General features: G+C 65.3%; 31 protein-coding genes. 11 read left to right on the forward strand and 20 right to left on the reverse strand.

Annotated elements, in window-relative coordinates:
• Positions 1-100 precede the first annotated feature (100 nt).
• Both VSX77_RS11630 and VSX77_RS11635 read right to left on the reverse strand, forming a co-directional pair.
• Entirely contained in the window at positions 101-565 is a 465-nt protein-coding gene (locus VSX77_RS11630; protein ID WP_338424770.1) for a pyridoxamine 5'-phosphate oxidase family protein, read from the reverse strand.
• A 70-nt stretch (positions 566-635) separates the two neighbouring features.
• The gene (locus VSX77_RS11635; protein WP_338424771.1) at positions 636-1,031 is read right to left on the reverse strand and encodes a VOC family protein; all 396 of its coding nucleotides are present in this window, start codon (positions 1,029-1,031) and stop codon (positions 636-638) included.
• Positions 1,032-1,227: 196 nt separating this feature from the next.
• Between VSX77_RS11635 and soxR the strand changes: the two genes are divergently transcribed.
• Complete coding sequence (gene soxR, locus VSX77_RS11640; protein WP_338424772.1) at positions 1,228-1,698, forward strand: redox-sensitive transcriptional activator SoxR; 471 nt, start codon at positions 1,228-1,230, stop codon at positions 1,696-1,698.
• 462 nt (positions 1,699-2,160) lie between these two features.
• Here soxR and VSX77_RS11645 read toward each other — a convergent pair whose 3' ends face one another.
• From VSX77_RS11645 to VSX77_RS11675, 7 genes are all read right to left on the reverse strand, one after another.
• Complete coding sequence (locus tag VSX77_RS11645) at positions 2,161-2,451, reverse strand: putative quinol monooxygenase (protein WP_338424773.1); 291 nt, start codon at positions 2,449-2,451, stop codon at positions 2,161-2,163.
• Positions 2,452-2,504: 53 nt separating this feature from the next.
• Positions 2,505-3,686 carry an acetyl-CoA C-acyltransferase gene (locus tag VSX77_RS11650; RefSeq protein ID WP_338424774.1) on the reverse strand — a complete coding sequence of 394 codons (1,182 nt, stop codon included), beginning with the start codon at positions 3,684-3,686 and terminating at the stop codon, positions 2,505-2,507.
• 54 nt (positions 3,687-3,740) lie between these two features.
• Positions 3,741-4,199 carry a MaoC family dehydratase gene (locus tag VSX77_RS11655; RefSeq protein ID WP_338424775.1) on the reverse strand — a complete coding sequence of 153 codons (459 nt, stop codon included), beginning with the start codon at positions 4,197-4,199 and terminating at the stop codon, positions 3,741-3,743.
• Between the two features lie 92 nt (positions 4,200-4,291).
• Entirely contained in the window at positions 4,292-5,500 is a 1,209-nt protein-coding gene (locus VSX77_RS11660) for a mechanosensitive ion channel family protein (protein ID WP_422397219.1), read from the reverse strand.
• 20 nt (positions 5,501-5,520) lie between these two features.
• Positions 5,521-6,531 carry a DNA topoisomerase IB gene (locus VSX77_RS11665; protein WP_338424776.1) on the reverse strand — a complete coding sequence of 337 codons (1,011 nt, stop codon included), beginning with the start codon at positions 6,529-6,531 and terminating at the stop codon, positions 5,521-5,523.
• A 36-nt stretch (positions 6,532-6,567) separates the two neighbouring features.
• The gene (locus VSX77_RS11670; RefSeq protein WP_338424777.1) at positions 6,568-7,950 is read right to left on the reverse strand and encodes a putative O-glycosylation ligase, exosortase A system-associated; all 1,383 of its coding nucleotides are present in this window, start codon (positions 7,948-7,950) and stop codon (positions 6,568-6,570) included.
• Positions 7,943-8,107, reverse strand: a complete 165-nt coding sequence (locus tag VSX77_RS11675) for a hypothetical protein (RefSeq protein WP_338424778.1) — start codon at positions 8,105-8,107, stop codon at positions 7,943-7,945. Before VSX77_RS11675 ends, VSX77_RS11670 begins: the two co-directional genes overlap by 8 nt.
• Positions 8,108-8,173: 66 nt before the next feature.
• On the opposite strand from VSX77_RS11675, the gene VSX77_RS11680 reads away from it, so the two are divergent.
• Both VSX77_RS11680 and VSX77_RS11685 read left to right on the forward strand, forming a co-directional pair.
• Complete coding sequence (locus VSX77_RS11680) at positions 8,174-9,379, forward strand: TIGR04063 family PEP-CTERM/XrtA system glycosyltransferase (RefSeq protein WP_338424779.1); 1,206 nt, start codon at positions 8,174-8,176, stop codon at positions 9,377-9,379.
• A 20-nt stretch (positions 9,380-9,399) separates the two neighbouring features.
• The gene (locus VSX77_RS11685; protein WP_338424780.1) at positions 9,400-10,203 is read left to right on the forward strand and encodes a hypothetical protein; all 804 of its coding nucleotides are present in this window, start codon (positions 9,400-9,402) and stop codon (positions 10,201-10,203) included.
• Between the two features lie 130 nt (positions 10,204-10,333).
• Here VSX77_RS11685 and VSX77_RS11690 read toward each other — a convergent pair whose 3' ends face one another.
• Together VSX77_RS11690 and VSX77_RS11695 are read right to left on the reverse strand one after the other, a co-directional pair.
• A complete protein-coding gene (locus VSX77_RS11690; protein WP_338424781.1) occupies positions 10,334-10,660 on the reverse strand; it encodes a hypothetical protein in 327 nt (108 codons plus the stop codon).
• The gene (locus tag VSX77_RS11695) at positions 10,657-10,866 is read right to left on the reverse strand and encodes a hypothetical protein (protein ID WP_338424782.1); all 210 of its coding nucleotides are present in this window, start codon (positions 10,864-10,866) and stop codon (positions 10,657-10,659) included. Before VSX77_RS11695 ends, VSX77_RS11690 begins: the two co-directional genes overlap by 4 nt.
• 137 nt (positions 10,867-11,003) lie before the next feature.
• On the opposite strand from VSX77_RS11695, the gene VSX77_RS11700 reads away from it, so the two are divergent.
• Positions 11,004-11,672 carry a S24 family peptidase gene (locus tag VSX77_RS11700; RefSeq protein ID WP_338424783.1) on the forward strand — a complete coding sequence of 223 codons (669 nt, stop codon included), beginning with the start codon at positions 11,004-11,006 and terminating at the stop codon, positions 11,670-11,672.
• Between the two features lie 145 nt (positions 11,673-11,817).
• On the opposite strand, the gene VSX77_RS11705 is transcribed toward VSX77_RS11700, so the two are convergent.
• Together VSX77_RS11705 and VSX77_RS11710 are read right to left on the reverse strand one after the other, a co-directional pair.
• The gene (locus VSX77_RS11705; RefSeq protein ID WP_338424784.1) at positions 11,818-12,123 is read right to left on the reverse strand and encodes a hypothetical protein; all 306 of its coding nucleotides are present in this window, start codon (positions 12,121-12,123) and stop codon (positions 11,818-11,820) included.
• A 192-nt stretch (positions 12,124-12,315) separates the two neighbouring features.
• Positions 12,316-12,501, reverse strand: a complete 186-nt coding sequence (locus VSX77_RS11710) for a hypothetical protein (protein WP_338424785.1) — start codon at positions 12,499-12,501, stop codon at positions 12,316-12,318.
• Here VSX77_RS11710 and aqpZ point away from each other — a divergent pair.
• Positions 12,500-13,225, forward strand: coding sequence for an aquaporin Z (gene aqpZ / locus VSX77_RS11715; RefSeq protein ID WP_338424786.1), 726 nt, complete (start codon positions 12,500-12,502; stop codon positions 13,223-13,225). The two genes, VSX77_RS11710 and aqpZ, sit on opposite strands and share 2 nt — an antisense overlap.
• A gap of 37 nt (positions 13,226-13,262) precedes the next feature.
• On the opposite strand, the gene galU is transcribed toward aqpZ, so the two are convergent.
• From galU to VSX77_RS11730, 3 genes are all read right to left on the reverse strand, one after another.
• Entirely contained in the window at positions 13,263-14,126 is an 864-nt protein-coding gene (gene galU / locus VSX77_RS11720) for a UTP--glucose-1-phosphate uridylyltransferase GalU (protein WP_338424787.1), read from the reverse strand.
• A 129-nt stretch (positions 14,127-14,255) separates the two neighbouring features.
• Positions 14,256-14,789 (reverse strand): peptide-methionine (S)-S-oxide reductase MsrA, encoded by a 534-nt coding sequence (gene msrA / locus VSX77_RS11725; protein ID WP_338424788.1) that lies wholly within the window; start codon positions 14,787-14,789, stop codon positions 14,256-14,258.
• Between the two features lie 56 nt (positions 14,790-14,845).
• A complete protein-coding gene (locus VSX77_RS11730; protein WP_338424789.1) occupies positions 14,846-15,838 on the reverse strand; it encodes a M48 family metallopeptidase in 993 nt (330 codons plus the stop codon).
• Positions 15,839-15,942: 104 nt separating this feature from the next.
• Between VSX77_RS11730 and VSX77_RS11735 the strand changes: the two genes are divergently transcribed.
• The 4 genes from VSX77_RS11735 (at position 15,943) to rpsI (ending at position 18,948) form a co-directional block, all read left to right on the forward strand.
• A complete protein-coding gene (locus VSX77_RS11735; RefSeq protein ID WP_338424790.1) occupies positions 15,943-16,995 on the forward strand; it encodes a COX15/CtaA family protein in 1,053 nt (350 codons plus the stop codon).
• Complete coding sequence (locus VSX77_RS11740; RefSeq protein WP_338424791.1) at positions 16,992-17,789, forward strand: hypothetical protein; 798 nt, start codon at positions 16,992-16,994, stop codon at positions 17,787-17,789. Before VSX77_RS11735 ends, VSX77_RS11740 begins: the two co-directional genes overlap by 4 nt.
• 182 nt (positions 17,790-17,971) lie before the next feature.
• Entirely contained in the window at positions 17,972-18,451 is a 480-nt protein-coding gene (rplM, locus tag VSX77_RS11745) for a 50S ribosomal protein L13 (protein WP_184648470.1), read from the forward strand.
• Positions 18,451-18,948 carry a 30S ribosomal protein S9 gene (rpsI, locus tag VSX77_RS11750; protein WP_338424792.1) on the forward strand — a complete coding sequence of 166 codons (498 nt, stop codon included), beginning with the start codon at positions 18,451-18,453 and terminating at the stop codon, positions 18,946-18,948. The genes rplM and rpsI overlap by 1 nt, the downstream gene beginning before the upstream one ends.
• 76 nt (positions 18,949-19,024) lie before the next feature.
• On the opposite strand, the gene VSX77_RS11755 is transcribed toward rpsI, so the two are convergent.
• Positions 19,025-19,843, reverse strand: coding sequence for an SDR family NAD(P)-dependent oxidoreductase (locus VSX77_RS11755; RefSeq protein ID WP_338424793.1), 819 nt, complete (start codon positions 19,841-19,843; stop codon positions 19,025-19,027).
• Between the two features lie 314 nt (positions 19,844-20,157).
• On the opposite strand from VSX77_RS11755, the gene VSX77_RS11760 reads away from it, so the two are divergent.
• Entirely contained in the window at positions 20,158-20,685 is a 528-nt protein-coding gene (locus tag VSX77_RS11760; protein ID WP_011540562.1) for a CarD family transcriptional regulator, read from the forward strand.
• A 213-nt stretch (positions 20,686-20,898) separates the two neighbouring features.
• On the opposite strand, the gene truA is transcribed toward VSX77_RS11760, so the two are convergent.
• Together truA and fmt are read right to left on the reverse strand one after the other, a co-directional pair.
• Positions 20,899-21,639 (reverse strand): tRNA pseudouridine(38-40) synthase TruA, encoded by a 741-nt coding sequence (truA, locus tag VSX77_RS11765; protein ID WP_338424794.1) that lies wholly within the window; start codon positions 21,637-21,639, stop codon positions 20,899-20,901.
• Between the two features lie 106 nt (positions 21,640-21,745).
• Positions 21,746-22,666: a methionyl-tRNA formyltransferase gene (gene fmt / locus VSX77_RS11770; protein WP_338424795.1), complete on the reverse strand. Its 921-nt coding sequence runs from the start codon at positions 22,664-22,666 to the stop codon at positions 21,746-21,748.
• A gap of 246 nt (positions 22,667-22,912) precedes the next feature.
• Between fmt and recR the strand changes: the two genes are divergently transcribed.
• On the forward strand, positions 22,913-23,509 hold the full coding sequence (gene recR / locus VSX77_RS11775; RefSeq protein WP_338424796.1) for a recombination mediator RecR: 597 nt from the start codon (positions 22,913-22,915) through the stop codon (positions 23,507-23,509).
• Here recR and VSX77_RS11780 read toward each other — a convergent pair.
• Positions 23,506-24,141 (reverse strand): hypothetical protein, encoded by a 636-nt coding sequence (locus VSX77_RS11780; RefSeq protein WP_338424797.1) that lies wholly within the window; start codon positions 24,139-24,141, stop codon positions 23,506-23,508. The genes recR and VSX77_RS11780 overlap by 4 nt on opposite strands.

Raw genomic sequence — 24,141 nt, forward strand, 5'->3', positions numbered from 1 at the left:
CAGGCGGTGGTGGAGGGGCCACAGCGTTGGCGCAAAAGCCCCTCCGTCAGCGCTTCGCGCTGCCACCTCCCCATCGCTGCGCGACAGGGAGGATTCAGGGCTAGAGCGCCACTTCGGCGTGCTTGCCGAGATCGCCTTCCTTCATCGTGATTCCGGTCGCGAGCTTGAACAGGCCCTTGATGCCGGGATCGGCGGTCCAGATTTCGGCGTCGTCCAGGTCGAAGCGCAGCAGCAACAGCTTGGGATCGTCCTTGCCGCCCTCATACCAGGCGGCGACGCCGTTGCTCCAGAGCTTGTCGAGCACCGCGCGATCAGTTTCTGGGCGCAGCGTCCCCGAAATGCACGCGAAGAGATCGTGACCCTTAGAGGCGAATTGCGCCATCGCCGGACCGCCACCTGCGAGACGATTGTCGGTTGAGGTGAAGAACCAGAAGGCGCTGTTCGCATCCTGGTCGAGCTGCGCGTTCATCGGGATATGATGCGCGCGTTCGCCGGTGGCACCGACCATCACATAGGGGCTGTCGGCCAATGCTTTCCAGAATTGCGTCTTGATGTCGTTGCTCATCGAATGGCTCCTTTTCGGGCCCCCCCCCCGATGATCGAACAACGCGGCAGCGCGCTCGACGTTGCCCGGCTTAGCGCGGGCGCGGCTCGGCATAGCTGACGACTTCATATTCGATGCCGTCGGGATCGAAGAAATAGAAGCGGCGGCCGGGCTCGTAGTCGTCGTGGTTGAAGGGGGTGAGGCCGACCGCTTTCACGCGCATTTCGATCGTGTCGAGATCATCGACCTGCACGCCGACATGGTTCAGCGGCGCGCCTTCGGGGTAACGGGCGCCCTCATGTTCGCCGTCGGGGCCGGCGTAGAGCGCGACATAGGCCGTATCGCCGCCGAGGTGGATCGTGCGCCCGCCGTCGCGCGCGGGACCGCGCCAGCGCTCGTGCCAGCCGAAGATCGCCGACAAGATGCCGGCGGTGCGGTCGGGATCGCTGACGGTGAGATTTACATGCTCGATAAAGGCGTGCGTCACGGAAGAACTCCTGATTCGGGTTGACGCCGCGGCTTATGAAAGCTCAAGTCGAGTTTAGATCAAGAGGAAATGACGATCCTTCGCTGGGCCGTCATTGCGAGCGAAGCGACGCAATCTCCAGCCATCGGCCCGGCGCACACCGATGTCCGGAGATCGCCGCTTCGTTTCGCTCCTCGCAATGACAGGAGTTGATGCCATGCACCGCACCGACCTGATCGCGATCGGCGAACTGGCCGCACGCACGGGCGTCGCGGTGTCGGCAATCCGCTTTTACGAGGCGAAAGGCCTGATCGAGGCGCTACGTACGCGCGGCGGCCAGCGCCGCTTCCTGCGCGCCGACATCCGCCGCGTGTCGTTCATCCTGATCGCCCAGCAAATGGGGCTGAGCCTTGAGGAGATCGGTGCCGAGCTGGCGCGGCTGCCCGCGGGACGCACGCCCAACGGCGCCGACTGGACCCGCATCAGCACCGGGCTGCGTGAGCGCATCGACGCACAGATCGCGGCGCTGACGCGCACGCGCGGGCTGCTCGACCAGTGCATCGGCTGCGGCTGCCTGTCGCTGAAGAAATGCGGGCTGTACAATGCGCAGGACAAGGCGGCGCAGCGCGGCGCCGGGCCGCGCTATGTGCTGGGCGACCGGGCGGGGGAGATTGCCGAGGTCGTGTGAAAAGGGTGGCTGCTTTGGGGTGGTGAGCGGACGTTGCCTCAGAACGTCGCCCCCGCGAAGGCGGGGGCCGCAGTAGGCCTTGTCCTGCGTCGCTGCATAAACCGACGGCGGCCCCCGCCTTCGCGGGGGCGACGACTGGTTTCGGTCGAAATCAGACCGTGCGATTTACGATCCTCCCTGTGGCGAAGCCATGGGGAGGTGACAGTGCGAAGCGCTGACGGAGGGGCTTTGGCGCAACCGTCGCGGCCCCTCCACCACGCCCTTCGGGCGCGGTCCCCCTCCCCATGGCCTTCGGCCACAGGGAGGATATTACGTCCGCTCTCGGTCGTTTCCCGCCATTCGTCATCCCGGACTTGATCCGGGATCCATGACGACGGGGCCGCTATAGATCCCGGATCAAGTCCGGGATGACGATGAACGAGGGGGGACGCCATCGGCCGACCCGGCGTTCCCAATTCTCCCTCAGGCGCCGCTCAGCTTCTCAATCTCCGGCGCTCCCGCCAGACACGGGCCAAGCTTGGCGCCCAGCGTACGGAAATGATCCGATGCGCGGTGCGCTTCAACTGCCGCTTCGTCGTCATAGCATTCGAGCACCTTATAGACGCCCGCCGCTTCGGTGCGAAACAGCTTGTAAAAGCTGTTGCCCGCCTCGTTGGCGTTCACCGCGGCGGCGAGTTCGGAAAAGACGCTCTCGAACGCGTCTTCCTTGCCCGGTTGGACGCGTAGCGTGGCGATAATGCCGATGGCGCTCATGCTGTTTCCTCCCAAAAAAGGGCCGGTCTCGAAGGACCGGCCCCGCTGGATCGTCAGAAGACTTCGAACAGCCCCGCAGCGCCTTGACCGCCGCCGATGCACATCGTCACGACGGCATATTTCACGCCGCGGCGCTTGCCTTCGATCAGCGCGTGGCCGACACAGCGTGCGCCGGTCATGCCGAACGGGTGGCCGATCGAGATCGAGCCGCCGTTGACGTTGAGCAGCTCGTCGGGGATGCCGAGTTTGTCGCGGCAATAGAGCACCTGCACGGCAAAGGCTTCGTTGAGCTCCCACAGGCCGATGTCGTCCATCTTCAATTCGAAGCGCTCAAGCAGCTTGGGAATCGCGAACACGGGTCCGATGCCCATTTCGTCGGGCTCGGTGCCCGCGACCGCCATGCCGACATAGCGGCCAAGCGGGGTCAGGCCGCGCTTTTCGGCGACCTTGGCTTCCATCACGACGCACGCCGACGACCCGTCGGCAAGCTGGCTTGCGTTGCCCGCGGTGATCGTGTGGCCTTCGCCCATCACCGGCTTCAGGCTGGCGAGCCCTTCGAGCGTGGTGTCGGGCCGGTTGCACTCGTCCTTGTCGGCAACGACGTCCTTGAAGCTGACTTCCTTGGTTTCCTTGTCCATCACCGCCATCGTCGCCTTGCACGCGACGATCTCGTCGTCATATTTGCCCGCGGCCTGCGCCGCGGCGGTGCGCTGCTGCGACTGGAGCGAATATTCGTCCTGCGCTTCGCGGCTGATGTTGTAGCGCTTGGCGACGACCTCGGCAGTGCCGATCATCGGCATATAGGTGTCCTTGTGCATCGCGATCAGCTCGTCGTCGGTTTCGATAAACACCTTGCCGCTGCCGCTGACCTTCGAGATGCTTTCGATGCCGCCCGCGACGCAAATGTCCTGGCGGTCGACGATGATCTGTTTCGCCGCAGTCGCGATCGTCATCAGGCCCGACGAGCATTGGCGGTCGATCGACATGCCGGGGACGGTGACGGGCAGGCCGGAACGCAGCGCGATCAGCCGCGCGACGTTCATCGTCTGCGATCCCTGCTGCATCGCCGCGCCGAACAGGACATCGTCGATCTCGCCGCCCTCCAGGCCCGCGCGCTCGACCGCGGCCTTGACCGAGAAGGAGCCCAGCGTCGGGGCGAGGGTGTTGTTGAACGACCCGCGACCCGCCTTGGTCAGCGGGGTGCGGGCGGTGGAAACGATAACGGCGTCACGCATGGTAGAATTCCTCTTCGATGATTTTGGCTGAATCTTTGCCGGGGAGGGCTAAGCTCAAACGAAAAACTGGCTGATCCATTCGGCGATCAGCGCGGGCTTTTCCTCGCCCTCGATCTCGATCGTCACTTCGTTGGTCTGCTGCCACTGGCCGGGGCGCTTTTCTTCAAGCTCGAGCAGTTTGATATGGCTGCGCACGCGCTTGCCCGAGCGGACGGGGGCAAGGAAGCGGACCTTGTTGCCGCCGTAGTTGACGCCCATTTTGACGCCCTCGATCTTCGGCCCGTCGGTGCGCGCGCCGAGCATCGGGATCAGCGACAGCGTCAGGAAGCCGTGCGCGATCGTGCCGCCAAACGGCGTAAGCTTCGCCTTTTCCTCGTCGATATGGATGAACTGATGGTCGCCCGTCGCGTCGGCGAACTTGTTGATCATGTCCTGATCGACCAGTACCCATTCCGATGTGCCCAGATGTTCACCGACCTTGGTCTGCAATTCCTGCGGCGTGATGGCGGTCATAATCATCCCCTCTATGCTGGTTCGGGGCGCGTTCTAGGCCTCTCTTGCCGCGTTGCACAAGGGCCAAGGGCTTTGGCTACGACGCCGTAGCGTCAGCTCTTTGCAGGCTTTGCCGCCTCGGTTGCTGCGGGATCGGCATAGGGCAGAATCATCGTGCCGTCGGGCGCCGCGGTAAAGGTCGTCTGGGTCGGATAGGCAAATTCATATCCCGCTTCGGCCATCGCCTCGAACACGCGAATGCCCACCTCGGTTCGCGCGGCGGTGACAACGTCGAAATCTTCGCTGTACACGTCGAACAACAGTTCGAAATCGAGGCTCGAAGGACCGAAAGTGACGAAGCTCGACCGGATAAATTCGTGTCCCGCCGCGCGCACCTGCTCCTCCAGCAGCGCGGGCAGATCGCGCAGCATCGCCGGACTGGTCTGATAGATGACGCCGATCGCAAAAATCACCCGCCGGCGCTGAAGATGCGCGAAGTTCGTGATCTCCTTCGCCAGCAAATTGGTATTGGACACAACAAGCAACTCGCCGTTGATCGAGCGCAGCCGCGTACTCTTCAGCCCGATGCGTTCGACCGTCGCGGTGCTGGTGTCATATTTGATCGTTTCGCCGACGCGGAACGGGCGGTCGAAGATGATCGACAGCGACGCAAACAGGTCCGAAAAAATGCCCTGCGCAGCAAGGCCGATGGCGATGCCGCCGATGCCGAGACCCGCGACCAGCCCGGTGACATTGACCCCCATATTGTCGAGGATGACAATCGCCGCGATCGCGAACAGCGCGACGCTGATCAGCAGGCGTATGATCCCCATCGCATTCGACAGCGTCTCGTTATGTCCGTCCGACGCGCGCCGCTGGATCAGCCCCAGGATCACCTCGCGCGCCCAGATCGCGACCTGCAGCACGACGGCGACCGTGAAGACGAGCTGGATGATCTGCATGATGGCGACGGGCGGCTGCGCATAGCCCGCGACCAGCCGCACCGCGACGATCGCCAGCACGAACGACTTGGTCTTGTGGATCACGCGCCCGACGATGTGGGTCAGGGTAAAATCGCCCGGCGTCGCCTGCGCGCGTTTCAACGCAAAGCCGCGAAGCATCGACAGGAAGAAATAGATGGCAAGGCCCGCCGCAACCGCGATGCCGATCTGCAGCCAATGACTGTTCACCCACGCGACGCTGCTGTCCCACCAGGCACGTAGGTCGGCGATCGGATTGGCCGCCGCGGCGGCGGGGCGGGTGGTTTCAGTCTTGGTAGCGGCAGTAGCCGTCGTCGCGGCGGCAAGGATGGCGAAGGTCAAATCGTCCTCGTTGGTCTGAATCAGGCGGAACGGAGCAGCGCCGCGGCATCGGGCGCCCGCTCCAGATAGGTCAAAAATCCGCGCTCGTACCGCGAAAGATATTTGACGGTGCGCGGAAGGGGCCCCACCGTCGCGGCAAAGTCGCCGCGGGCTTGCGCCGCGTCGATCATCGCGGGATGGACATAGGATTTGCGCGCGATCGCGGGCGTGTTGCCCAGCCGCTCGGCGACATGTTCGACCATGGCTTTCAGCGTCGGCGGCTCGGGCGCGTCGTATAAGAAGGCAAAAGCCTCTACGCTGGCGGTCCAGGTGCGGAAATGCTTGGCGCTGAATTCGTCGCCCATCGCTTCGCGGATATAGGCGTTGACGTCGTCCGATCCGACCGCGCAAACGCCGCCTTCATCCCGATACTGGAACAGATGTTGCCCCGGCAGGTCCTGAAGGCGCCGGATAAGCGTAGTGATATTGCGGTCGCTGATCGCAACCTCGCGCTGCGCCCCGCCTTTGGCGCGATAGCTGAGGCGCAGCGTCTGGCCGGTCAGCTTCGCGTGGCGCCGGCGCAAGGTGGTCGCGCCAAAGCTTTTGTTCGCGGCAACATATTGCTCGTTGCCGACGCGTAGCGCCGCGAGGTCAAGCAGGCGAACCACCGCGCCGACGACGCGCTCCTGACACAGGCTGCGCCGCGCAAGGTCGCTTTCGAGCCGCGCGCGGAGCAGCGGCAGCGAGTGGCCAAAGGCGGCGCAGCGATCATATTTGTCCGCCTCGCGCGCCATGCGGAATTCGGGATGATAGCGATATTGCTTGCGCCCGCGCGCGTCATAACCGGTTGCCAGAATATGCCCGTTGGCGGCGGGGCAGTACCAGGCATCCTCATAGGCCGGAGGGAGGGCGATCGCGTTGAGCCGCGCGATTTCATTGCGATCGCGTATGATCTTGCCTTGCGGATCGCGGTATCGCCAACCCTCTCCAACACGCTCGCGGGTGATGCCGGGCAGGCCGTCGTCGACATGAATCAGGCGGGGCGAGGACATGCATCCTTAGCGCGCGGTCGCCGCAATGGTTCCGCGTCAGATCGCCCCCGGCAGCCTGTGCCGCGGCGGAACCTGCGCCGGGCGCGCCATCAGCGGCCGCCATCCCGCCTCCTGCTCGCGGCGGCGGCAATAGGTCGATAGCCCGATTTCGAGCGCGAGCATCATGTAGATGAACGGCTGGAACGCGATGCCGACGAACAGCGACCCGACCATATAGACGATATGCCCGTGCTGGAGCGCGGTTGCGAGCGGGGCGATCCATTGTTCCTCGGCGCGGCGGGTCTTGAGGTAACGGCGGCGCAGCTGCTCCATGCGGACGACGCCGATCGCATGGAGGAGCAGCCAGAGCCCGACGCCCGGATAGCCCTGTTCGCCCAGCATCTCGAAATAGCTGGAGTGATAGGCGCGCGAATGTTCTTCATACACGGTCGCCTGCGCATTTTGCGGCGCATCGGGATCGTAGCCGCTCGCCGCCTTTTCGACGCGGACACTGTTCTGGATATAGGCTTCGAAGCCGCCGCCGAAGGGGTTTTCCTTGGTATATTCCCATGTCCATTGCCACACGGCGACGCGCGTCGAGGCCGACTGGTCGGCGCGGTGATCGCGGATCGTTTCCATGCGTTCAGTAAAGCTTTGCGGCAGAAACGGGATCGCGGCGACCGCGAGCAGCCCGGCGCCCGCGAGATAGAGAAAGCGGTGCTTGACCGCGCGCAGCGACAACACTGCCAGCACCGCGAGGCAGACCAGCCCGGTTCGCGCCTGCGTCCCCACGGGCAGCAACATGCACGCGAAACAGAGCGCGAAGGCGAAGAGCGAGACGCGCCAGTCGGGCGGAAAGATCGTCCCGTGGCGCCGGTACCAGAGGATCAGCGGGATGATCGCGATACCGACGGTCGACATGATCGACCCTTCGTACAGCCCGTAATTTTCGTTGAGCAGCAGCTGGAGCGTCCCGTAACCGCCGCCGCCCGCCGCGGTCTTGATCCCGCCCGCGATCGCAATCGACGCTGCCGAGAGCAGCATGATTAGCGCGAGCGCCTCGATCCGCAGCTTGGTGCGCAAGGTGAGTGGGAGGAAAATCGCCCAGAGCAGCGCCTTCCATACCCAGCTCCATTTGTCCGCCGCCTCGACCGGGAAATCGGCCTGGATCGTCGTCATCCAGCAATAGAGGAGGATCAGCACGAGCACGGTCTGCCGCCCCGACCATCGTGTATCGCGCTTGTCGTCGGCGACGAGCCAGCCGGCAATCGCAAGGCCGAAGACGATCAGCGAAACGGGGATCGAATTGATGAGGAAATAGCTCAGTCGCTGCGGCGCGACGATGTCGATGTAGCAGAAACAGAGGATGAAGAGGAACGGCTTGCGAAAACCGACCCCGATGAAGGCGAACAAAAAGGCGACGAGGACCAGGTCACGCATCGGCCGGCGTATCCTCGGCGGCGCGTTCGGCATCGCGGCGCTGCTGCCACAGCATCCGCGGGCTCACCTCGCGGTCGAGATCGTCGCGGTAAAGCAGGCGCCACAGCGCGATCGCCATGAGCAAATGCGTCAGGCCAATGGAGAAATTGTCGACCATATGGGACGGCGCCTAGGCTATCGGGGTTGACGCCGCGTTAAGCCTTGTCTGTCAAAGCCCCGCACGATGACCCGCATATTGCATGTTCTGGACCATAGCCTGCCGACGCACAGCGGCTATACCTTTCGCACCCGCGCCTTGATGAAGGCACAGGTCGCCAAGGGGTGGGAGGTTGCCGGAGTGACTGGCCTGCGACATCCCGAAGCCGGGCCGGATGGCGAAACTGTCGACGGGCTGACCTTCTATCGCACGCCGCCGATCGCGTCCGCGCCATCGCCGCTGCGCGAATGGCGCGAAATCGGCGCGCTAGCCAAGCGCGTCGAAGCACTGGCCCGCGACTGGAAACCCGATGTTCTCCACGCGCATTCGCCGGTGCTGGACGGGCTCGCAGCGCTGCGCGTCGGTAAGCGGCTCGGCATTCCGGTGATATATGAAATCCGCGCTTTCTGGGAGGATGCAGCGGTCGGCAACGGCACGGGACGCGAAGGAAGCCTGCGGTACCGGCTGACAAAAGCGGTCGAAACGCACGCGGTCAGATCGGCCGACGCGGTTGCAGTGATTTGCGAAGGGTTGCGCGGCGACCTGATCGCGCGGGGGATCGATCCGGCCAAGATCACCGTGTCGCCCAACGGCGTCGACCTCGAGCTGTTCGGCGACCCGCCACCGCGCGACGATGCGCTCGCGTCCGCGTTGGGGTTCGCGGCGGGCGACGCGGTGATCGGCTATATCGGCAGCTTTTACGACTATGAGGGAATCGACGATCTGATCGCCGCGATGCCTGCGCTCGTCGCAGCGCAGCCGAAGGCGCGGCTGCTTCTGGTCGGCGGCGGGCCGATGGAGGCGGCGCTCAAGGCGCAGGCGGCGGCGTCGCTGGCGTCGGCGCAGATCCATTTCGTTGGCCGCGTACCGCACGGCGAGGTCGAACGCTATTACTCGCTGATCGACATCCTCGCCTATCCGCGCAAGAAGATGCGGCTGACCGACCTTGTCACCCCGCTGAAACCGCTCGAGGCGATGGCGCAGGGCAAGCTGGTGGCGGCGTCCGACGTCGGCGGCCACCGCGAACTGATCGAGGACGGCGCGACGGGCACCCTGTTCGCGCCCGACGATCCAGCGGCGATTGCGGCGGCGCTTGCCAAGCTGCTCGAAAACAGGAACATATGGCCCGAACGGCGGCGGACGGCGCGTATTTTTGTCGAAAGCCATCGTAACTGGTCATCAAACATTTTACGTTACGAGCCGGTTTACCAGCGGCTGCTGCGCGGCAGCTGACGCCAAGGATTTGGGACGATATGGACGATGCGAGCGAGAACGGGGTGAAAAGCATGGCGAGCGCGCTGCTGCGCGCGCTTCAGCCTGCGATCCCGGCGGTGATCGGCGCCGCGGCGCTGACCTTCCTTTTCGCCGCGCTGATGCCGTTTTCCTGGGTCAGCGCGATCAGCTGGAACCTTTATCTCGACCGCTTGTCGGACCTGTTCGTGCCGCCGATCGGCAATGGCGGGCGCCTCGCGCTCGCCTTTGGCATGGCTGCGGTTGCGGCATTGATCGCGGGCTTCATTGCCCTGCTGATGGCGAGGCCCGACGCGGTCGGCCTGTCATCGCTGCGCAATCCGTTCCGCCGCGAGGCCGAGGTCAGCGACGATGACGAGCCGGTGTTCACGCGCCGCCGCATCGACCTGCACCCCGATGATTCGCTGCGCCCGCCGATCCGCGCGGCGCGCGACCTGCCCGCGGGCGGCCTCGACGCATTCGACGCACCCCTTTTCAAGCCCGTCGACGATGCCGCGACAGGAGACGTCGCCGACAGCGCGCCAGAGGGCGAACTGATCCTGGCCGATCTTGCGACCGACGAGGATCTTGGCGCCGATGCGCCCTGGCTCCAGCCGGCCGAAATGACCGTTCCGCCGCGCGCGTCCGACCCCGCCGACAAATCGCTCGCCGCAATGGTCGCGCGGTTCGAAGCCGGCCTCGCGCTACGCCGACAGGCTGCCGGGCGCCCGGACGCCGATGCGCCCCATCACGAGCCTGAGGTCGACTTCGCGCTCGAAGCGGCGCTTGGTACCTTGCAGCGGATGACGCGGCAATCGGTCGGCTAGCGCGGCGTGCATTGATCTGACCAATCGTCCCGTTGGTGTCGAGCGAAGTCGAGACACCCATCGATCTTGCGCCGCGCCGATGGGTGTCTCGACTTCGCTCGACACGAACGGAATTGAGGTGTTGCCGACCTTAATCCTCGACGGTCAATATCTCGATCCGCAGCGTGTGCGGATCGCTCCCGCATTCCACCACGACATCGGCGACGATATGGCCGGGCAGCCGCCATTCGATCGCGCCTAGCCGCGCCTGTAGCGCGCGGCGTACCGGCTCGGCTTCGCCCACCGCCATGGCGCAGGGAAAGATATGGCGCGCGCCGACAAAGTTCGCGCTGGCCCACGGGCGGAAGGTCGAGGCGCCGGCGGCAAGGCCGGGCGGCAATTCGCCGGTCAGCAGGAAGCGCAACCGGCGGTGCGGGCATCCGGGGCGCGGGGGGCGGGCAGGGGACCAGCGCATCATGCACCGGCTCGTGTGCCGGCCCGCTCGGCGCGCCATTTGTTCATGAAATGTTCTACACGCGCTTTCAATCGCGTGCCCGGTTCGCGCCCGCCGCGCAGGTCACTGACGAGCCGCGGGTCGCGCACCGCGGCACGGCCGAAGACCGTCGGTGGCATCGCCGATTCCTTCAGGAAAGCTTCGATCCGTTGCAACAGGCTGCGCTCCATATTGTCCTCCTGATAGCCCTAAAGAAACCGGGTGAGTCGCCCGATAGGATATTTCCTATCTGATGCTCGATTTCCTACTTGTCTAGGAAAAATCCGCTTGCTAGAAAGAAAAGAGGAAGGACCAGACCGAAGCGCCCATGATCGACCCCGTTCCAGACCCGCGCGCCGCGCTCGACCGGCTATTGTCCGAAAAGGGTATCGATTATGCGCGGCTATCGCAGGTAATCGGGCGCAATCCCGCCTATATCCAGCAATATATCAAGCGCGGCTCGCCGCGGCGCCTGGCCGAGCAGGATCGCGCGCGCATCGCCGCCTATCTGGGGGTTTCCGAAGCGATGCTCGGCGGCCCCGTGCCACGCGTTGCCACCCCGGCGCGAAGCCGCGGGCCGGGAATGATTCTGGTGCCCAAGCTCGCGATCGGGGCGTCGGCCGGCGCGGGCGCCAGCGTCGATGGCGAGCCGGTCGAGGGCGAGGTCGCGTTCGATCCCAAATGGTTGCGCGACCTTGGCGCCGATCCGCGCGCGCTCAGCATCATTCGCGTCGAGGGCGATTCGATGGCGCCGACGCTCGACGACGGCGACGACATATTGGTCGATGGCGGCGATGCGGCGGCGCGGCTGCGCGACGGCATTTACGTGCTGCGCATGGACGATGTGCTGATGGTCAAGCGGATTGCGCGCGCGCCTGGGCCGGGGCGCGTATCGGTGATCAGCGACAATCCGCATTATCGCAGCTGGGATGATCTACCTTTGTCGGCGATCCGGCTCGTCGGGCGCGTCGTCTGGACCGGACGGCGGGTTCGGTAGCGGCGACGTGGGGTGAACCCTCCATTCCCGTTCGTGTCGAGCGAAGTCGAGACGCGCTTGGGGAGCGCCAACCTTCGGGGTGTCTCGACTACGCTCGACACGAACGGAATTTGAGGAATGGCTGAGAGCTTCAGCCACCTTCAAATCAATAGGGCGCCGCCATCAAAGCCTCGATTTCATGGTCGAGCACTTCGGCGCGGCGACATTGGTCCTCGTCGCCGTCCCGGCATTTTTCGGCCGCCTTGTCGCGTTGGCGCGACAGCTTGCCCATCTGTTCCTCGCGCTTGCGCAGTTCGCGGCCGCGGTTGCGATCGGCTTCGTCCTGGCTCGTCGTCGACCAGTCGGCGACCTGGCCGACCGCCTTCACCGGCGCGGTGACGACCGTTTTCACGGCGCTCACGCAGCCTGCGAGCAGGGGTGCGGCGATCAGGGGTAAAATCAAAGCGCGCATCGTCTCTCTCCTCGCAGCAAGCGGTCATCGCATAACCGGCGCGAGCTGAACAGCATATTGCGACGGGGCGGCGTGGTCTGGGGCCGGGATGCCACATCACTGAAATAAATGGTTAAACTCATGCTTACCGCAGCCGCGTCGTACGCGCTCAGACCCACCGTACGGAGCCTCGCGAGGCGCGCAGGCGCTCGGTCAATTGTCGGCGGGGCTTTCGGGAGCGGCGCTGTCGCTAGACCAGCGTGCGCGCCACTTCGTCGAATCGGTCGCCGCCGCCTGATTTTGCGGCATTTCGCGCGGGCTTGCCCGGCTGTGCTGTGCTGATAGGATGACACCGCGCCGGAGGCGTCTGAGGCCGCCGGCGGGGAGGAGGGTCATCATGACGAATATCCAAAAGGGTTTGGCCGAATTCATCGGCACATTCTGGCTCGTGTTTGGCGGTTGCGGCAGCGCGTTGCTGGCGGCGGGGTTCCCCGACGTCGGGATCGGCCTGCTCGGCGTGTCGCTCGCTTTTGGTTTGACGGTGGTCACCATGGCCTATGCGATCGGCCATATTTCCGGGTGCCACCTCAACCCCGCGGTCACCGTCGGCCTGTGGGCAGGCGGCCGGTTCGAGGCGCGCGACATTCCGCTCTATGTTATTGCGCAGCTGCTCGGCGCGATCGTCGCGGCCTTCCTGCTCTTCTACATCGCCAGCGGCAGTCCGACCTATGACCTTGCAACCAACGGCTTGGCAGCCAATGGCTTTGGCGAAGGATCGCCGGGTGGTTTCGACATCTGGTCGGCGTTGCTGATCGAAATCGTGCTGACGGCCTTTTTCCTGTGGATCATCATGGGGTCGACCGACGGCCGCGCGCCCGCGGGTTTTGCGCCGATCGCGATCGGCCTCGCGCTGACGCTCATCCACCTCATCTCGATCCCGGTGACCAACACGTCGGTCAATCCGGCGCGCAGCACCGGCCCGGCGCTCGTCGTCGGCGGGCTTGCGATCCAGCAGCTCTGGCTGTTCTGGGTCGCGCCGATCGTCGGCGGGATTATCGGCGGCGTGCTGTACAAGACGCTGGGCGCCGACACGTTTCCGAAACCCAATATCGCGGGCGAATGAAGACTCGGCCGGCGGAGGCGTCCTGCCTCCGCCGGCCCTATTTCAGCAGGTCGATGGCGAAGGCGCGGACCTCTTCGGCCATGTCGGGGCGTTCAAGCGCGACGGCCAGATTGGCCTGGATATAGCCCGCCTTCGATCCGCAGTCATAGCGCGCGCCGTCGAAGGTCACGGCATGAAACGGCTGCGTACCGATCATCGTCGCCATCGCGTCGGTCAGTTGGATTTCGCCGCCCGCGCCTTTTCCCTGATTTTCCAGCACGCGCATGACCTCGGGCTGGAGGATGTAGCGGCCCGAAATAATGAGGTTCGACGGCGCTTCGGCAACCGGCGGCTTTTCGACCAGCCCCTTCACCTCGGTCAGCGCGCCTTCGCGCGCGCCGGGCGCAATCACGCCATAGCTCGACACCTGTTCGTGCGGCACTTCAAGGACGGAGATCAGGTTGCCGCCGACGCGGGCATAGGCATCGACCATCTGCTTCATGCAGCCGGGCGATCCGTGCATGAACTCGTCGGGCAGGAAAATGGCGAAGGGCTCGTCGCCGACGATATCGCGCGCGCACCAGATCGCGTGGCCCAGCCCCATCGGCTCCTGCTGGCGAACATAGGCGCAATTGCCGGGGCCGAGCCGCGTCGGCGCCAGCACCGACAGATCCTTGCCGCGTTCGGACATCGTCTTTTCGAGCTCGAAGGCAATGTCGAAATGGTCCTCGATCGCGCTCTTGCCGCGGCCGGTGACAAAGATCATCTGCTCGATCCCTGCCTCGCGCGCTTCATCGACCGCATATTGGATCAGCGGCCGGTCGACGACGGGCAGCATCTCCTTCGGGATCGCCTTGGTCGCGGGCAGGAAGCGGGTGCCGAGACCGGCGACGGGAAAAACGGCTTTGCGGATCGGTTTCATGGCGCCGGGCTTAGCGGGGAACGCGGCGGAGGAAAAGGGGCCGGCGGACGTGGCGCCGCGCCCGCTGGTCGGAGACGATGAAAATTGAAGTCATGCGGCCATAAGGCAACAGCCGACGCGGGCGACCCCTTAGCTGCGAAGGCGCTCCGCAAACCCCTTGCGCAGCTTGGCAAGCTTGGGGGGAATAACCGCCATGCAATAGGAGTTTCGCTGCCCTTCGCCCTCCCAATAGGCCTGATGATAATCCTCTGCGGGATACCATTCGGACGCCGCCTCGATCGTCGTGACGATCGGCGCGGGCCAGTCGGGCGCGGCGCGTTCGATGCCCGCGCGCGCGGCGTCGGCCTGCGCGTCGTTCAGTGGGAAGATCGCGCTGCGATATTGGGTGCCGATGTCGTTGCCCTGGCGGTTGAGCTGCGTCGGATCGTGCGTCGCAAAAAAGACGTCGAGCAGGTCGTCATAGCCGATGACCGCGGGATCGAACGTAATGCGGATCGCCTCGGCATGGCCCGTATCGCCGCCGCACACCTGCTTGTAGGTCGGATTGGTGACGGTGCCGCCGATATAGCCGCTCTCGACGCGCTCGACGCCCGCGAGCGACTGGAACACGGCTTCGGTGCACCAGAAGCAGCCTCCGGCAAAAATGGCGGTGTCGTGGGTCATGGTGTCGGTCCTTGTGGGGGAGAATGGGATGACGCCGAAATAGGACGAGCGCGCGTTTATTCCAAGGGCGGCGGTGCATCGACCAGCGGCGGACGCAGCGGCTGGCCCGCCGCGACCGCGGAGGCGATCGTCGCGGCCTCAGCCTCCAGCGTCTCCACGCGCTCGCGCCAACCCGGGTGCGTGCCTGCCTGGAACAGCGGGCGGCCCTTGCGCTGGCCGAACCTGCTCCAGAAGCGCGCCGCGGCGCCGGGGTCGTAACCGGCGCCCGCGAGCAGCCACACCGACAGCCGGTCGGCCTCGACCTCGGTCTGACGGAACAGCCGCGCGCTGCGCCCGAATTGCTTGCCCAACCCGCGATCGACCCCCGCCGCGTCGAGCCGCTCGCGGTGGCGGAGGATATTGTGGGCGAGTTCATGCGCAATCGCCGCGGCGAGCTCAGCATCGTCGGGGGCGAATTCGGCGAGGCCCTGATTGACGAGCACGAGCCGACCGTCGGCCACCGCGCCGGGCTTGTCCTGGGCCTCCACACGAAAATCGCTGGCGCAGCCGGGGAGGGGCGTTACGCGGACGATCCGGCCCGCGCCGATTTGCAGATCGATCGGTGTGTCGCCGGGCCGACTGGCGAGCAGCGTCTCGATGGCGGTAATGCGGGCGAAGGGGTGCTCGCCCTTGCCATCGGGGACGGAGGCGCCGTCAATGGCCGCAACGGGTTCGCCCACGCGCATCCCGGCATCGGCCGCGGGCGACGCGGGTGCCATCGCGGCGATGAAGGCATGGCCTGCATCGCTCGCACCATAAACCGCGAGCGCCTCGGCACGCCGGTCACCATCGTACAGGCGCGGGTCGCCCCATATCCACCCGAACTGCGGCTGCTGGACAGGACACCAGGCGCCATTGGCGGTCGTCAGGCGAAAGCCGATGGCGGCGACGCGCGCCTCGGTCGCGGCAAGCGCGGCATAGGGCGAGGGCGCGGCGTTCGGCGCGGCCGATGCCAGCGGCGCCGCGAGCAAGGTGAGCGCGGCAAGGATCGGTCGGATGCGGGCTGCCATGCCAATCGCTTATCAAGCCGCATCTGTCGCGACCATGAATTTCCCGTGTCGCCCGGCCGCGGCGACCTCTTGCCTATCGAACGGCAACCGACGATAGGGCGGCCATGACCGACTCTTCTGCGCTTTCCCCGTCGTCTGCCGCCGCCACGCCGCGCCCCGGCGCGCTGGCTCGCTGGTTGTGGCTCGTCGCGCTGTTGGTGATCGTCGTCGTTGGGGTTGGGGGTATCACCCGCCTGACCGAATCGGGGCTTTCGATTACCGAATGGCGCCCCGTGTCGGGTGTCTTGCCGCCGCTCAACGAGGCCGACTGGGCCAAGGAGTTCGAGAAATACAAGCAGATCCCCGAATATAGTGAGATCAACCTCGGCATGACGCTGGCGGGGTTCAAGGCGATCTTTTTTTGGGAATGGCTGCACCGGATTTTAGGCCGCCTCGTCGGTATGGCGCTGGTCGTGCCGCTGATATGGTTCGCGTGGCGCCGCGTCATCCCGGCCGGATATGGCCCGCGGCTGTTCGCGCTGACCGCGCTCGTCGGATTGCAGGGCGCGCTCGGCTGGTGGATGGTCGCATCGGGGCTCGAATATCGGACCGACGTCAGCCATTACCGGCTTGCGGCGCATCTGCTGACCGCGCTGTTCCTGCTCGCCGGGCTGGTATGGACCGCGCGCGACCTGGGGGCGCTTGCGCGCGATCCGGCGGCAAGGCCCGCGCGGCTCACCGGCACGGCGATGGGCGTCATCGCGATCCTCTTCGTGCAATTGCTGCTCGGCGCGTGGGTCGCGGGGCTCAACGCGGGCTATGTTTCGAACAGCTGGCCCCTGATGAACGATCATTTCGTGCCCGCCGGGATCGACTGGAGCGGCGGCGCGTGGCTCGCGCTGACCAACGATCCGTTCCTCATCCATTTCCTCCACCGTTGGTGGTCGTGGGTTGCTGCCGGCGCGCTGCTGCTGCTTGCCCGCACATTGGCGCGGCGCGGCGCGCGCGGTGAAGCGCGCGCGCTCGTCGGCGTTGTCGCGGTGCAGATGCTTCTCGGTATCTGGACCGTCGTCTCCGGCGTATCGATGTGGATCGCGGTGATGCACCAGGTCGTTGGGGCGATCCTTGTCGCGATCGCCGCGGCGGCACTGCACCGGTTGGGCCGCCGCGCAGCATGATCCCGGGCGCGGGTCTTGGCGCGCTGCTGCTGCTCGCGGCTCCGGCGTCACCTGCCGCCGCGGCTGGCGGGGCTCCTGCGGCCCGCATAGCCGAAATTGCCTTCGCACCGCCGGTGGGCCAGCCGATGCATTACCGCGTGACGACGCGCCGGATCGGCCGCGAGGGGTCGCTGATCGATTTTGCGATCACCTATGACCTCAAATGGGAGCGCGCGGGGCGGGGTTACCGGCTTGATGCGGTGCTCCGGCGCATCGAATCGGACGCGCCGCCCGCCGTCACCCGCGCGCTAACGATGATGCTCGATCCGCTGGTCGGCGCAGACGTAGCCTATATGGTCGCGGCTGACGGCAACCGGATCGACATGATCGACCCCGATCGCCTGTGGGAGCGCGTGCTGGCGCGGGTCGAGGCGGCAGGCGCCGAGGGTGAGCGCGCCCAGGCGCAGCAACTTGCCGCGATGATCGCCGCGCTGCCGGCGGCCGACCGCGACCAGCTCGCCAGCGCCGATATTCGCACGCTGCTTGCGCCTGCCAATGGCGAAATCCCGGCCGCCACTGGCGCGGACGTGTCGATCCGGCAGGACGGCGCAATACGGACGGTCGCAAAGTCGGCGCGCACATCGATGACGGTCGGCGGCGTGGAGCGTGCGCTCGTCATCGACGATCTATGGACGATCGACACCGCAACCGGCCTTGTCGTGCGCGAACGGCAGCAGAGCTGGCTTATCGATGCGGATGGTGGCGGGCGGACGCTCGTCGAGGAGCGCATTCGCGCGCTCGAACCGGGGCTGTGATCGTATAGGGTATCATAATACCCGTCAGCAAAGCCGCACGATACTTGACTTTACGCGCATCCGGCGTCATTGGCCCGCGTCGAAGCGCCGCGGTGTCCGTTCGGGACAGGCGGCGCGGTTTGTTTCGGAGCAGGCCGGTATCACGCCGGGCGCTCCAGTCCATATCTGTCAAGGAGCGTGCCATGAAGGCGCTGACCAAGACGACCGTTTCGGCGAACGCCGCCACGGTCGAAAAGAAATGGGTGCTGATCGACGCCGAGGGTCTCGTTGTGGGCCGCGTCGCGTCGATCATCGCCAACATCCTGCGCGGCAAGCACAAGCCGTCGTTCACCCCGCACGTCGATTGCGGTGACAATGTCATCGTCATCAATGCGGAGAAGGTGGCGTTCACCGGCAACAAGCTGCAGGACAAGCGCTATTACAAGCACACCGGCTATGCCGGCGGCATCAAGGAAACCAGCCCTGCGAAGATCCTCGAAGGCCGTTTCCCCGAGCGCGTGCTCGAAAAGGCCGTCGAACGCATGATCCCGCGCGGCCCGCTCGGCCGTCAGCAGATGCGCAACCTGCGCATTTTCGCTGGCAGCGAACATCCGCACGAAGGGCAGAACCCCGAAGTGATCGACGTCGCGTCGATGAACCGCAAGAACAAGGTGGGTGCATAATGGCTGACGAACAGACCATGACCGATCTCAAGGATCTTGGCGGCGCCGTCGAAGGCACCGTCGCTCCGGCAACCCCGACCGCGCCTCTGCGCGAAAAGATCGTCGATAAGCAGGGCCGCGCCTATGCGACCGGCCGCCGCAAGGACGCCGTCGCCCGCGTGTGGGTCAAGCCCGGCACGGGCAAGATCACCGTCAACGGCCGCGACCAGGAAGTCTATTTCGCGCGCCCGACGCTGCGCCTCGTCATCAACCAGCCGTTCGGCCTGACCGATCGCGTTGGCCAGTATGATGTGATCGCAACCGTCAAGGGCGGCGGCCTGTCGGGCCAGGCGGGCGCCGTGCTGCACGGCATCGCGCAGGCGCTGACCCGTTTCGAACCGGCGCTGCGCAGCCCGGTCAAGGCGGCCGGCTTCCTGACGCGAGACAGTCGCGCGGTCGAACGTAAGAAGTACGGCAAGGCCAAGGCCCGCCGCAGCTTCCAGTTCTCGAAGCGCTAAAAGCTTTTTCCACCGACGGGTGGAGAAGAGAAGGGCGGTCCGGCAACGGGCCGCCCTTTTTCGTGGAACCGCGCGCTCAGGACGTGCGGCCCGCCTTCATCTGCTGCGCATAGCCCGCCTGAACCATCGCGCTCATCCGGTCGAACAGCGCGTCGGGGTCGCTGCGGCGCAGGTCGGCAATCGCCGCCTCGGCGCCCTCGGCGACGACGATCTCGCGCTTGCCTGCGTCGACCGCCGCGAGCATCTGCGCCGCCGCATCGTCCGGCGACAGGCCGTTGTCGATCGCGGCGTCGCTCGTCCCGCGCACGCTGCCGTCGGCGTTCAGCGCGTTGCGGCTGACGTTGGTGCGCACCGATCCCGGCGCGACGACGAGCACCTTCAGCCCCAGATGCTCATTCTCGGCGCGCACGGCGTCGTGATAGCCGATCAACCCGTGCTTCGCCGCCGAATAGGCGCTGCGCAGCGGCACGCCAGCGATCCCCGCAACGCTCGAAATGGCGATGATCTGCCCGCCGCCCGCGTCGATCATGCGCGGCAGCAATTGCTGCGTCAGCGCGATCGGGGCGAGCAGGTCGACGCCGATGATCTGCTGATAGACCGAAAAGTCGGTCTCGACCGCCAGGCTGCGCTGCGAAATTCCGGCGTTGTTCACCAGCCCGTCGATCCGTCCCTGCCAGTCCCACGCCTGCCGGACGATCGCGGGCAGCGCGGCATAGTCGGTCGCCTCGAACGGCAGGATCATCGTGCCGGGGCCGCAATCCTTCGCCACCGCCTCCAGTGCGGCGATATTGCGCCCCGACAGGATCAGCTTTGCGCCGCGTGCCGCAAGCGCGCGCGCCAGCGCGGCGCCGATGCCCGACGAGGCGCCCGTGACCCACCAGATTTGATCTTTCATATCCGCTCCCTATCTTGATTTTCGTTTCAAGGTGAAACGGGTACGACGGCTCGTCAAGCCGCCGATCGGCGCATTTCCGTGCAGGGGTGGCAATTTTGTTGCGACTCTGTTATAATTAATATCAACGCGCCGACATTGTGCCTCTTCCCGCCGCCGGGCTGGGGCATGTTTGGCGTTTCCGATGGAGCCCATCCCTTGTCACTCTGACTGGCTAGCGCCGCCCTGACAGCCCTCGTCCCCCTCCCGCCGAGGGCCGGATATACCGTTGTTTACGCGCTTTCCCGTCCCGGACAAGGCCAATGAAAGGAATTTGAATGTCCGCAAGCACGCTCGTCTTCGAAGTCGGTGACTATGTTGTTTATCCGAAACATGGCGTGGGGCGCGTCATCGAACTGCAGAAATCCGAAATCGCCGGAATGCAGCTCGAACTTTATGTCCTGCGCTTCGAAAAGGAAAAAATGACCCTGCGCGTCCCGACCAACAAGGCCGAAGGCGTGGGGATGCGCAAATTGTCGTCGGACAAGACGCTGAAGGAAGCGCTCCAGGTGCTGACCACCAAGCCGAAGGTCAAGCGCACCATGTGGTCGCGCCGCGCGCAGGAATATGAAGCGAAGATCAATTCGGGCGACCTCGTGTCGATCGCCGAGGTGACCCGCGACCTGTTCCGCGCCGACGACCAGCCCGAGCAGAGCTATTCGGAACGCCAGATATTCGAAGCGGCGTCGAGCCGTCTCGCGCGCGAACTCGCCGCGATGGAGGAAAGCGACGAAAAGACCGCGCAGGCAAAGATCTTGCAGATCCTCAACGAACATGCGCCGCTGTATTACGCCGAAAAGGTGTAAGGGCACGGGATAGCGATAAAGGAAAGGGGCGGTCCGAAAGGGCCGTCCTTTTTCTTTGCCCCTCTCCCCTTGGGGGAGAGGGCAGCGAGACTTGCGAGCTTGCTCGCTAGTCGCAGCGGGTGAGGGTCCGGCAACGCCGCACACCCTCACCCAGCTTCAGCTAGGCAGCAAGCTGCCAAGCTTTCGCATCCCTCTCCCCAAGGGGAGAGGGAATCACGGATACACCGCCTCCACAAAATACAACCCGTCGGGCGGCGCGTTCAGCCCCAGCGCCTGCCGGTCCGCCGCCTCCAGCGCCGCCTTCAAATCGCGCGCCGACCATTTGCCGTGGCCGACAAGCGCGAGCGATCCGACCATCGAGCGCACCTGATGGTGCAGAAAGCTGCGCGCCGCGGCCTCGATGATGATCTCCTCGCCGTGGCGGCTGACCGTCAGCTTGTCGAGCGTCTTGACCGGGCTTTGCGACTGGCAATGCGCCGAGCGAAAGGTTGTGAAATCATGGAGGCCAATCAGCTGTTGCGCCGCCGCGTGCATCGCATCGGCGTCGAGCGGCCGGGCGACCTGCCACGCCAGCCCCTTGTCCCACGTCAGCGGCGCGCGGCGGTTGACGATGCGATATTCGTATGACCGGCCGATGCAGGCAAAGCGCGCGTGCCAGTCGTCCACCACCACCGCGCACCCGATGATAGCGATCGGCGCAGGGCGGAGCTGCGCGTTCAATGCCTCGGTCAGCTTGAACGGCGTCAGCGGCTTGGCGATGTCGACGTGCGCGCGCATCGCGATCGCATGGACGCCGGCGTCGGTACGCCCGGCGCTGAGCACCTGCACCTCTTCGGCGGTGAAACGGTGAATCGCTTCCTCGATCGCCTGCTGCACGCTCGGCCCGTGCGCCTGCCGCTGCCAGCCCATATAGGGGCGACCGTCATATTCGATGGTGAGCGCGAAGCGGGTCATGGGCGCACCCCATTTTCGTCACCCCGGACTTGATCCGGGGTCCATGACTTCGGCGCTGCTATGGACCCCGGATCAAGTCCGGGGTGACGACGTAGGAGAGCGATCGTCATGCCAGCCGCGACCCCGCCATAATCGCCCGCCCGCGCAGCAATTCCCCGGCTTCCATCGCGGGCTTCCCCGCACGCTGGATGCGCGTCACGCGGATCGCGCCGGGATTGCACGCGATCGTCAGCGCATCGTCGATCGTCACGCCGGGAGGCGCGCCCGCCACGGTATCGGCCGGATGCACGACCTCGGCCGCGAGCACCTTGTACCGCTCACCCTCCAGCTCGAAAAAGGCGCCGGGCGCCGGATTGAACGCGCGAATCTGCCGCTCGACCTGCACCGCGCTGGTCAGAAAATCGAGCCGCGCCTCGCTCTTGTCGATCTTGGCCGCGTAAGTGACGCCCTCTTCGGGCTGCGGCGTCGGCGGAAAGGCGTGAAGCTCGCTCAACACGCGCCGCATCATCAGCGCCCCCATTTCGGCCAGCTCGTGCGTCAGCACGCCCGCGCTCTTGCGCGCGACCGGCGTCGTTTCGATCAGCCGCATCGCGCCGGTGTCGAGCCCCGCATCCATCTGCATGATCGTCACGCCCGTTTCGGTATCGCCCGCCAGGATCGCGCGCTGCACCGGCGCCGCGCCGCGCCAGCGCGGCAGGATCGATCCATGGACGTTGAGGCACCCCTCGCGCGGCGCGTCGAGCGCCGCCTGCGGCAGGATCAGGCCATAGGCGGCGACCACCGCGACATCGAGGTCGAGCGCCGCAAATTCCGCCTGCGCTTCCTCGGTTTTCAGGCTGCGCGGCGTTCGGACGGAAAGGCCATGCTCCTCGGCCCAGACCTGCACCGGGCTTTTCTGCAATTTCTTGCCACGCTGCGCGGGGCGGGGGGGCTGGGTATAGACGCACGCGATGTCATGCCCCGCCGCGTGAAGCGCGGCGAGCGTCGGCACCGCAAAGGGCGGCGTTCCCATGAAGGCGATGCGCATGGGTGCGGGCTTTGGCGGAGGTGGGCGTAGAGTTCAACCCTCTCCCATTTAGGGAGAGGGCAGCGAGACTTGCCAGCTTGCTGGCTTAGTCGCAGCGGGTGAGGGGATGTGCGCTATCGATAGGGACGAACCCCTCACCCAGCTTCGCCTAGGCAGCAAGCTGCCAAGGCTACGCAACCCTCTCCCTCAAGGGGAGAGGGGATTGGGGATATTGCGCGCGTCCCCGTCGCCTACTACCACCCCGCCATGGCCTCCACCGAAATCGAAGCCCTCGTCCAGCAACTCGCCCGGCTCCCTGGCCTCGGCCCGCGGTCGGCGCGGCGCGCGGTGCTGCACCTGATGAAGAAGCGCGAAAGCGCGTTCGCACCGCTGCTCGCGGCGCTCCAGACGGTGTCCGAACGCCTCGTCACCTGCACCATCTGCGGCAATATCGACACGCACGACCCCTGCGCGATCTGCGCCGACCCGCGCCGCGATGCGCGCAGCCTGTGCGTCGTCGAGGAGGTGTCCGACCTCTGGGCGCTCGATAAGTCGCGGCTGTTCCCCGGCAAATATCATGTCCTCGGCGGGCGGCTATCGGCGCTGGAGGGAGTGCGGCCGCAGGATCTCAGCATCGACGCCCTCGTCGCGCGCGTCGCCGCGGGCGGCATCGACGAGGTCGTGCTCGCGATGAACGCCACGCTGGAGGGCCAGACGACCGCCCATTATCTGGCCGAGCGGCTGGAGGGCTATCCGGTACGGCTGACCCAGCTCGCGCATGGTTTGCCGGTGGGGGGCGAGCTGGACTATCTCGATGAAGGGACGCTGGCGCAGGCCTTAAGAGCGCGGCGGCCGGTGAGCTAATTCAGCTCGGTTGGCTCACCCCGTTCCCGCCATTCCATCATCGCATTGACCAGTGTGATTGTGGGATAGCGAGTAATATCGTCCTCCGACGCCCCATTCATCAGCTCACGTTCGAAATACCATTCCTGAAACGCTACATATTTACCGACGATTGCAGATAGACCGATGTTGGGCGAACCAGCGTGATCGATTAGCCAGCCGCGCACTGCTCGCATGGCTTCCCTGAAATTTCCGCTATGGGCCTCTATGTCCCATCCCGCGATATCTGACAGGGCTTTCTGGTAGTCGTATCGGCGTTCTTCCAAAATCAGGATTGATTTGGTTGTCAATGAACCAGTGCCAAAACGCTGTGCGCCATGATCCATGCCAAGCTCAAACGGCATGTTCATCCGAGCAAACTCTTCGACCGCGCTCGATCGGCATCGGCTAAGATCGTGGATTCCGTACTTTGATGAAGCAATGATTTCGCGGATACGGTCGATCCGAGTCGCGGCGCCATCTGCATTTTCGGGGGCAATCCGGGGATGCCGATCGAGATAAATGACGCAGAATGCGATAGCTTGTAACAGTGGTGCATAATCCTCATCAAATGGGCAGTTGATGAAGACTGATGTCTCGAAGCTAGCGGCCAA

It is taken from the genome of Sphingopyxis sp. TUF1 (genome assembly GCF_036687315.1).
GTDB lineage: Bacteria > Pseudomonadota > Alphaproteobacteria > Sphingomonadales > Sphingomonadaceae > Sphingopyxis > Sphingopyxis kveilinensis.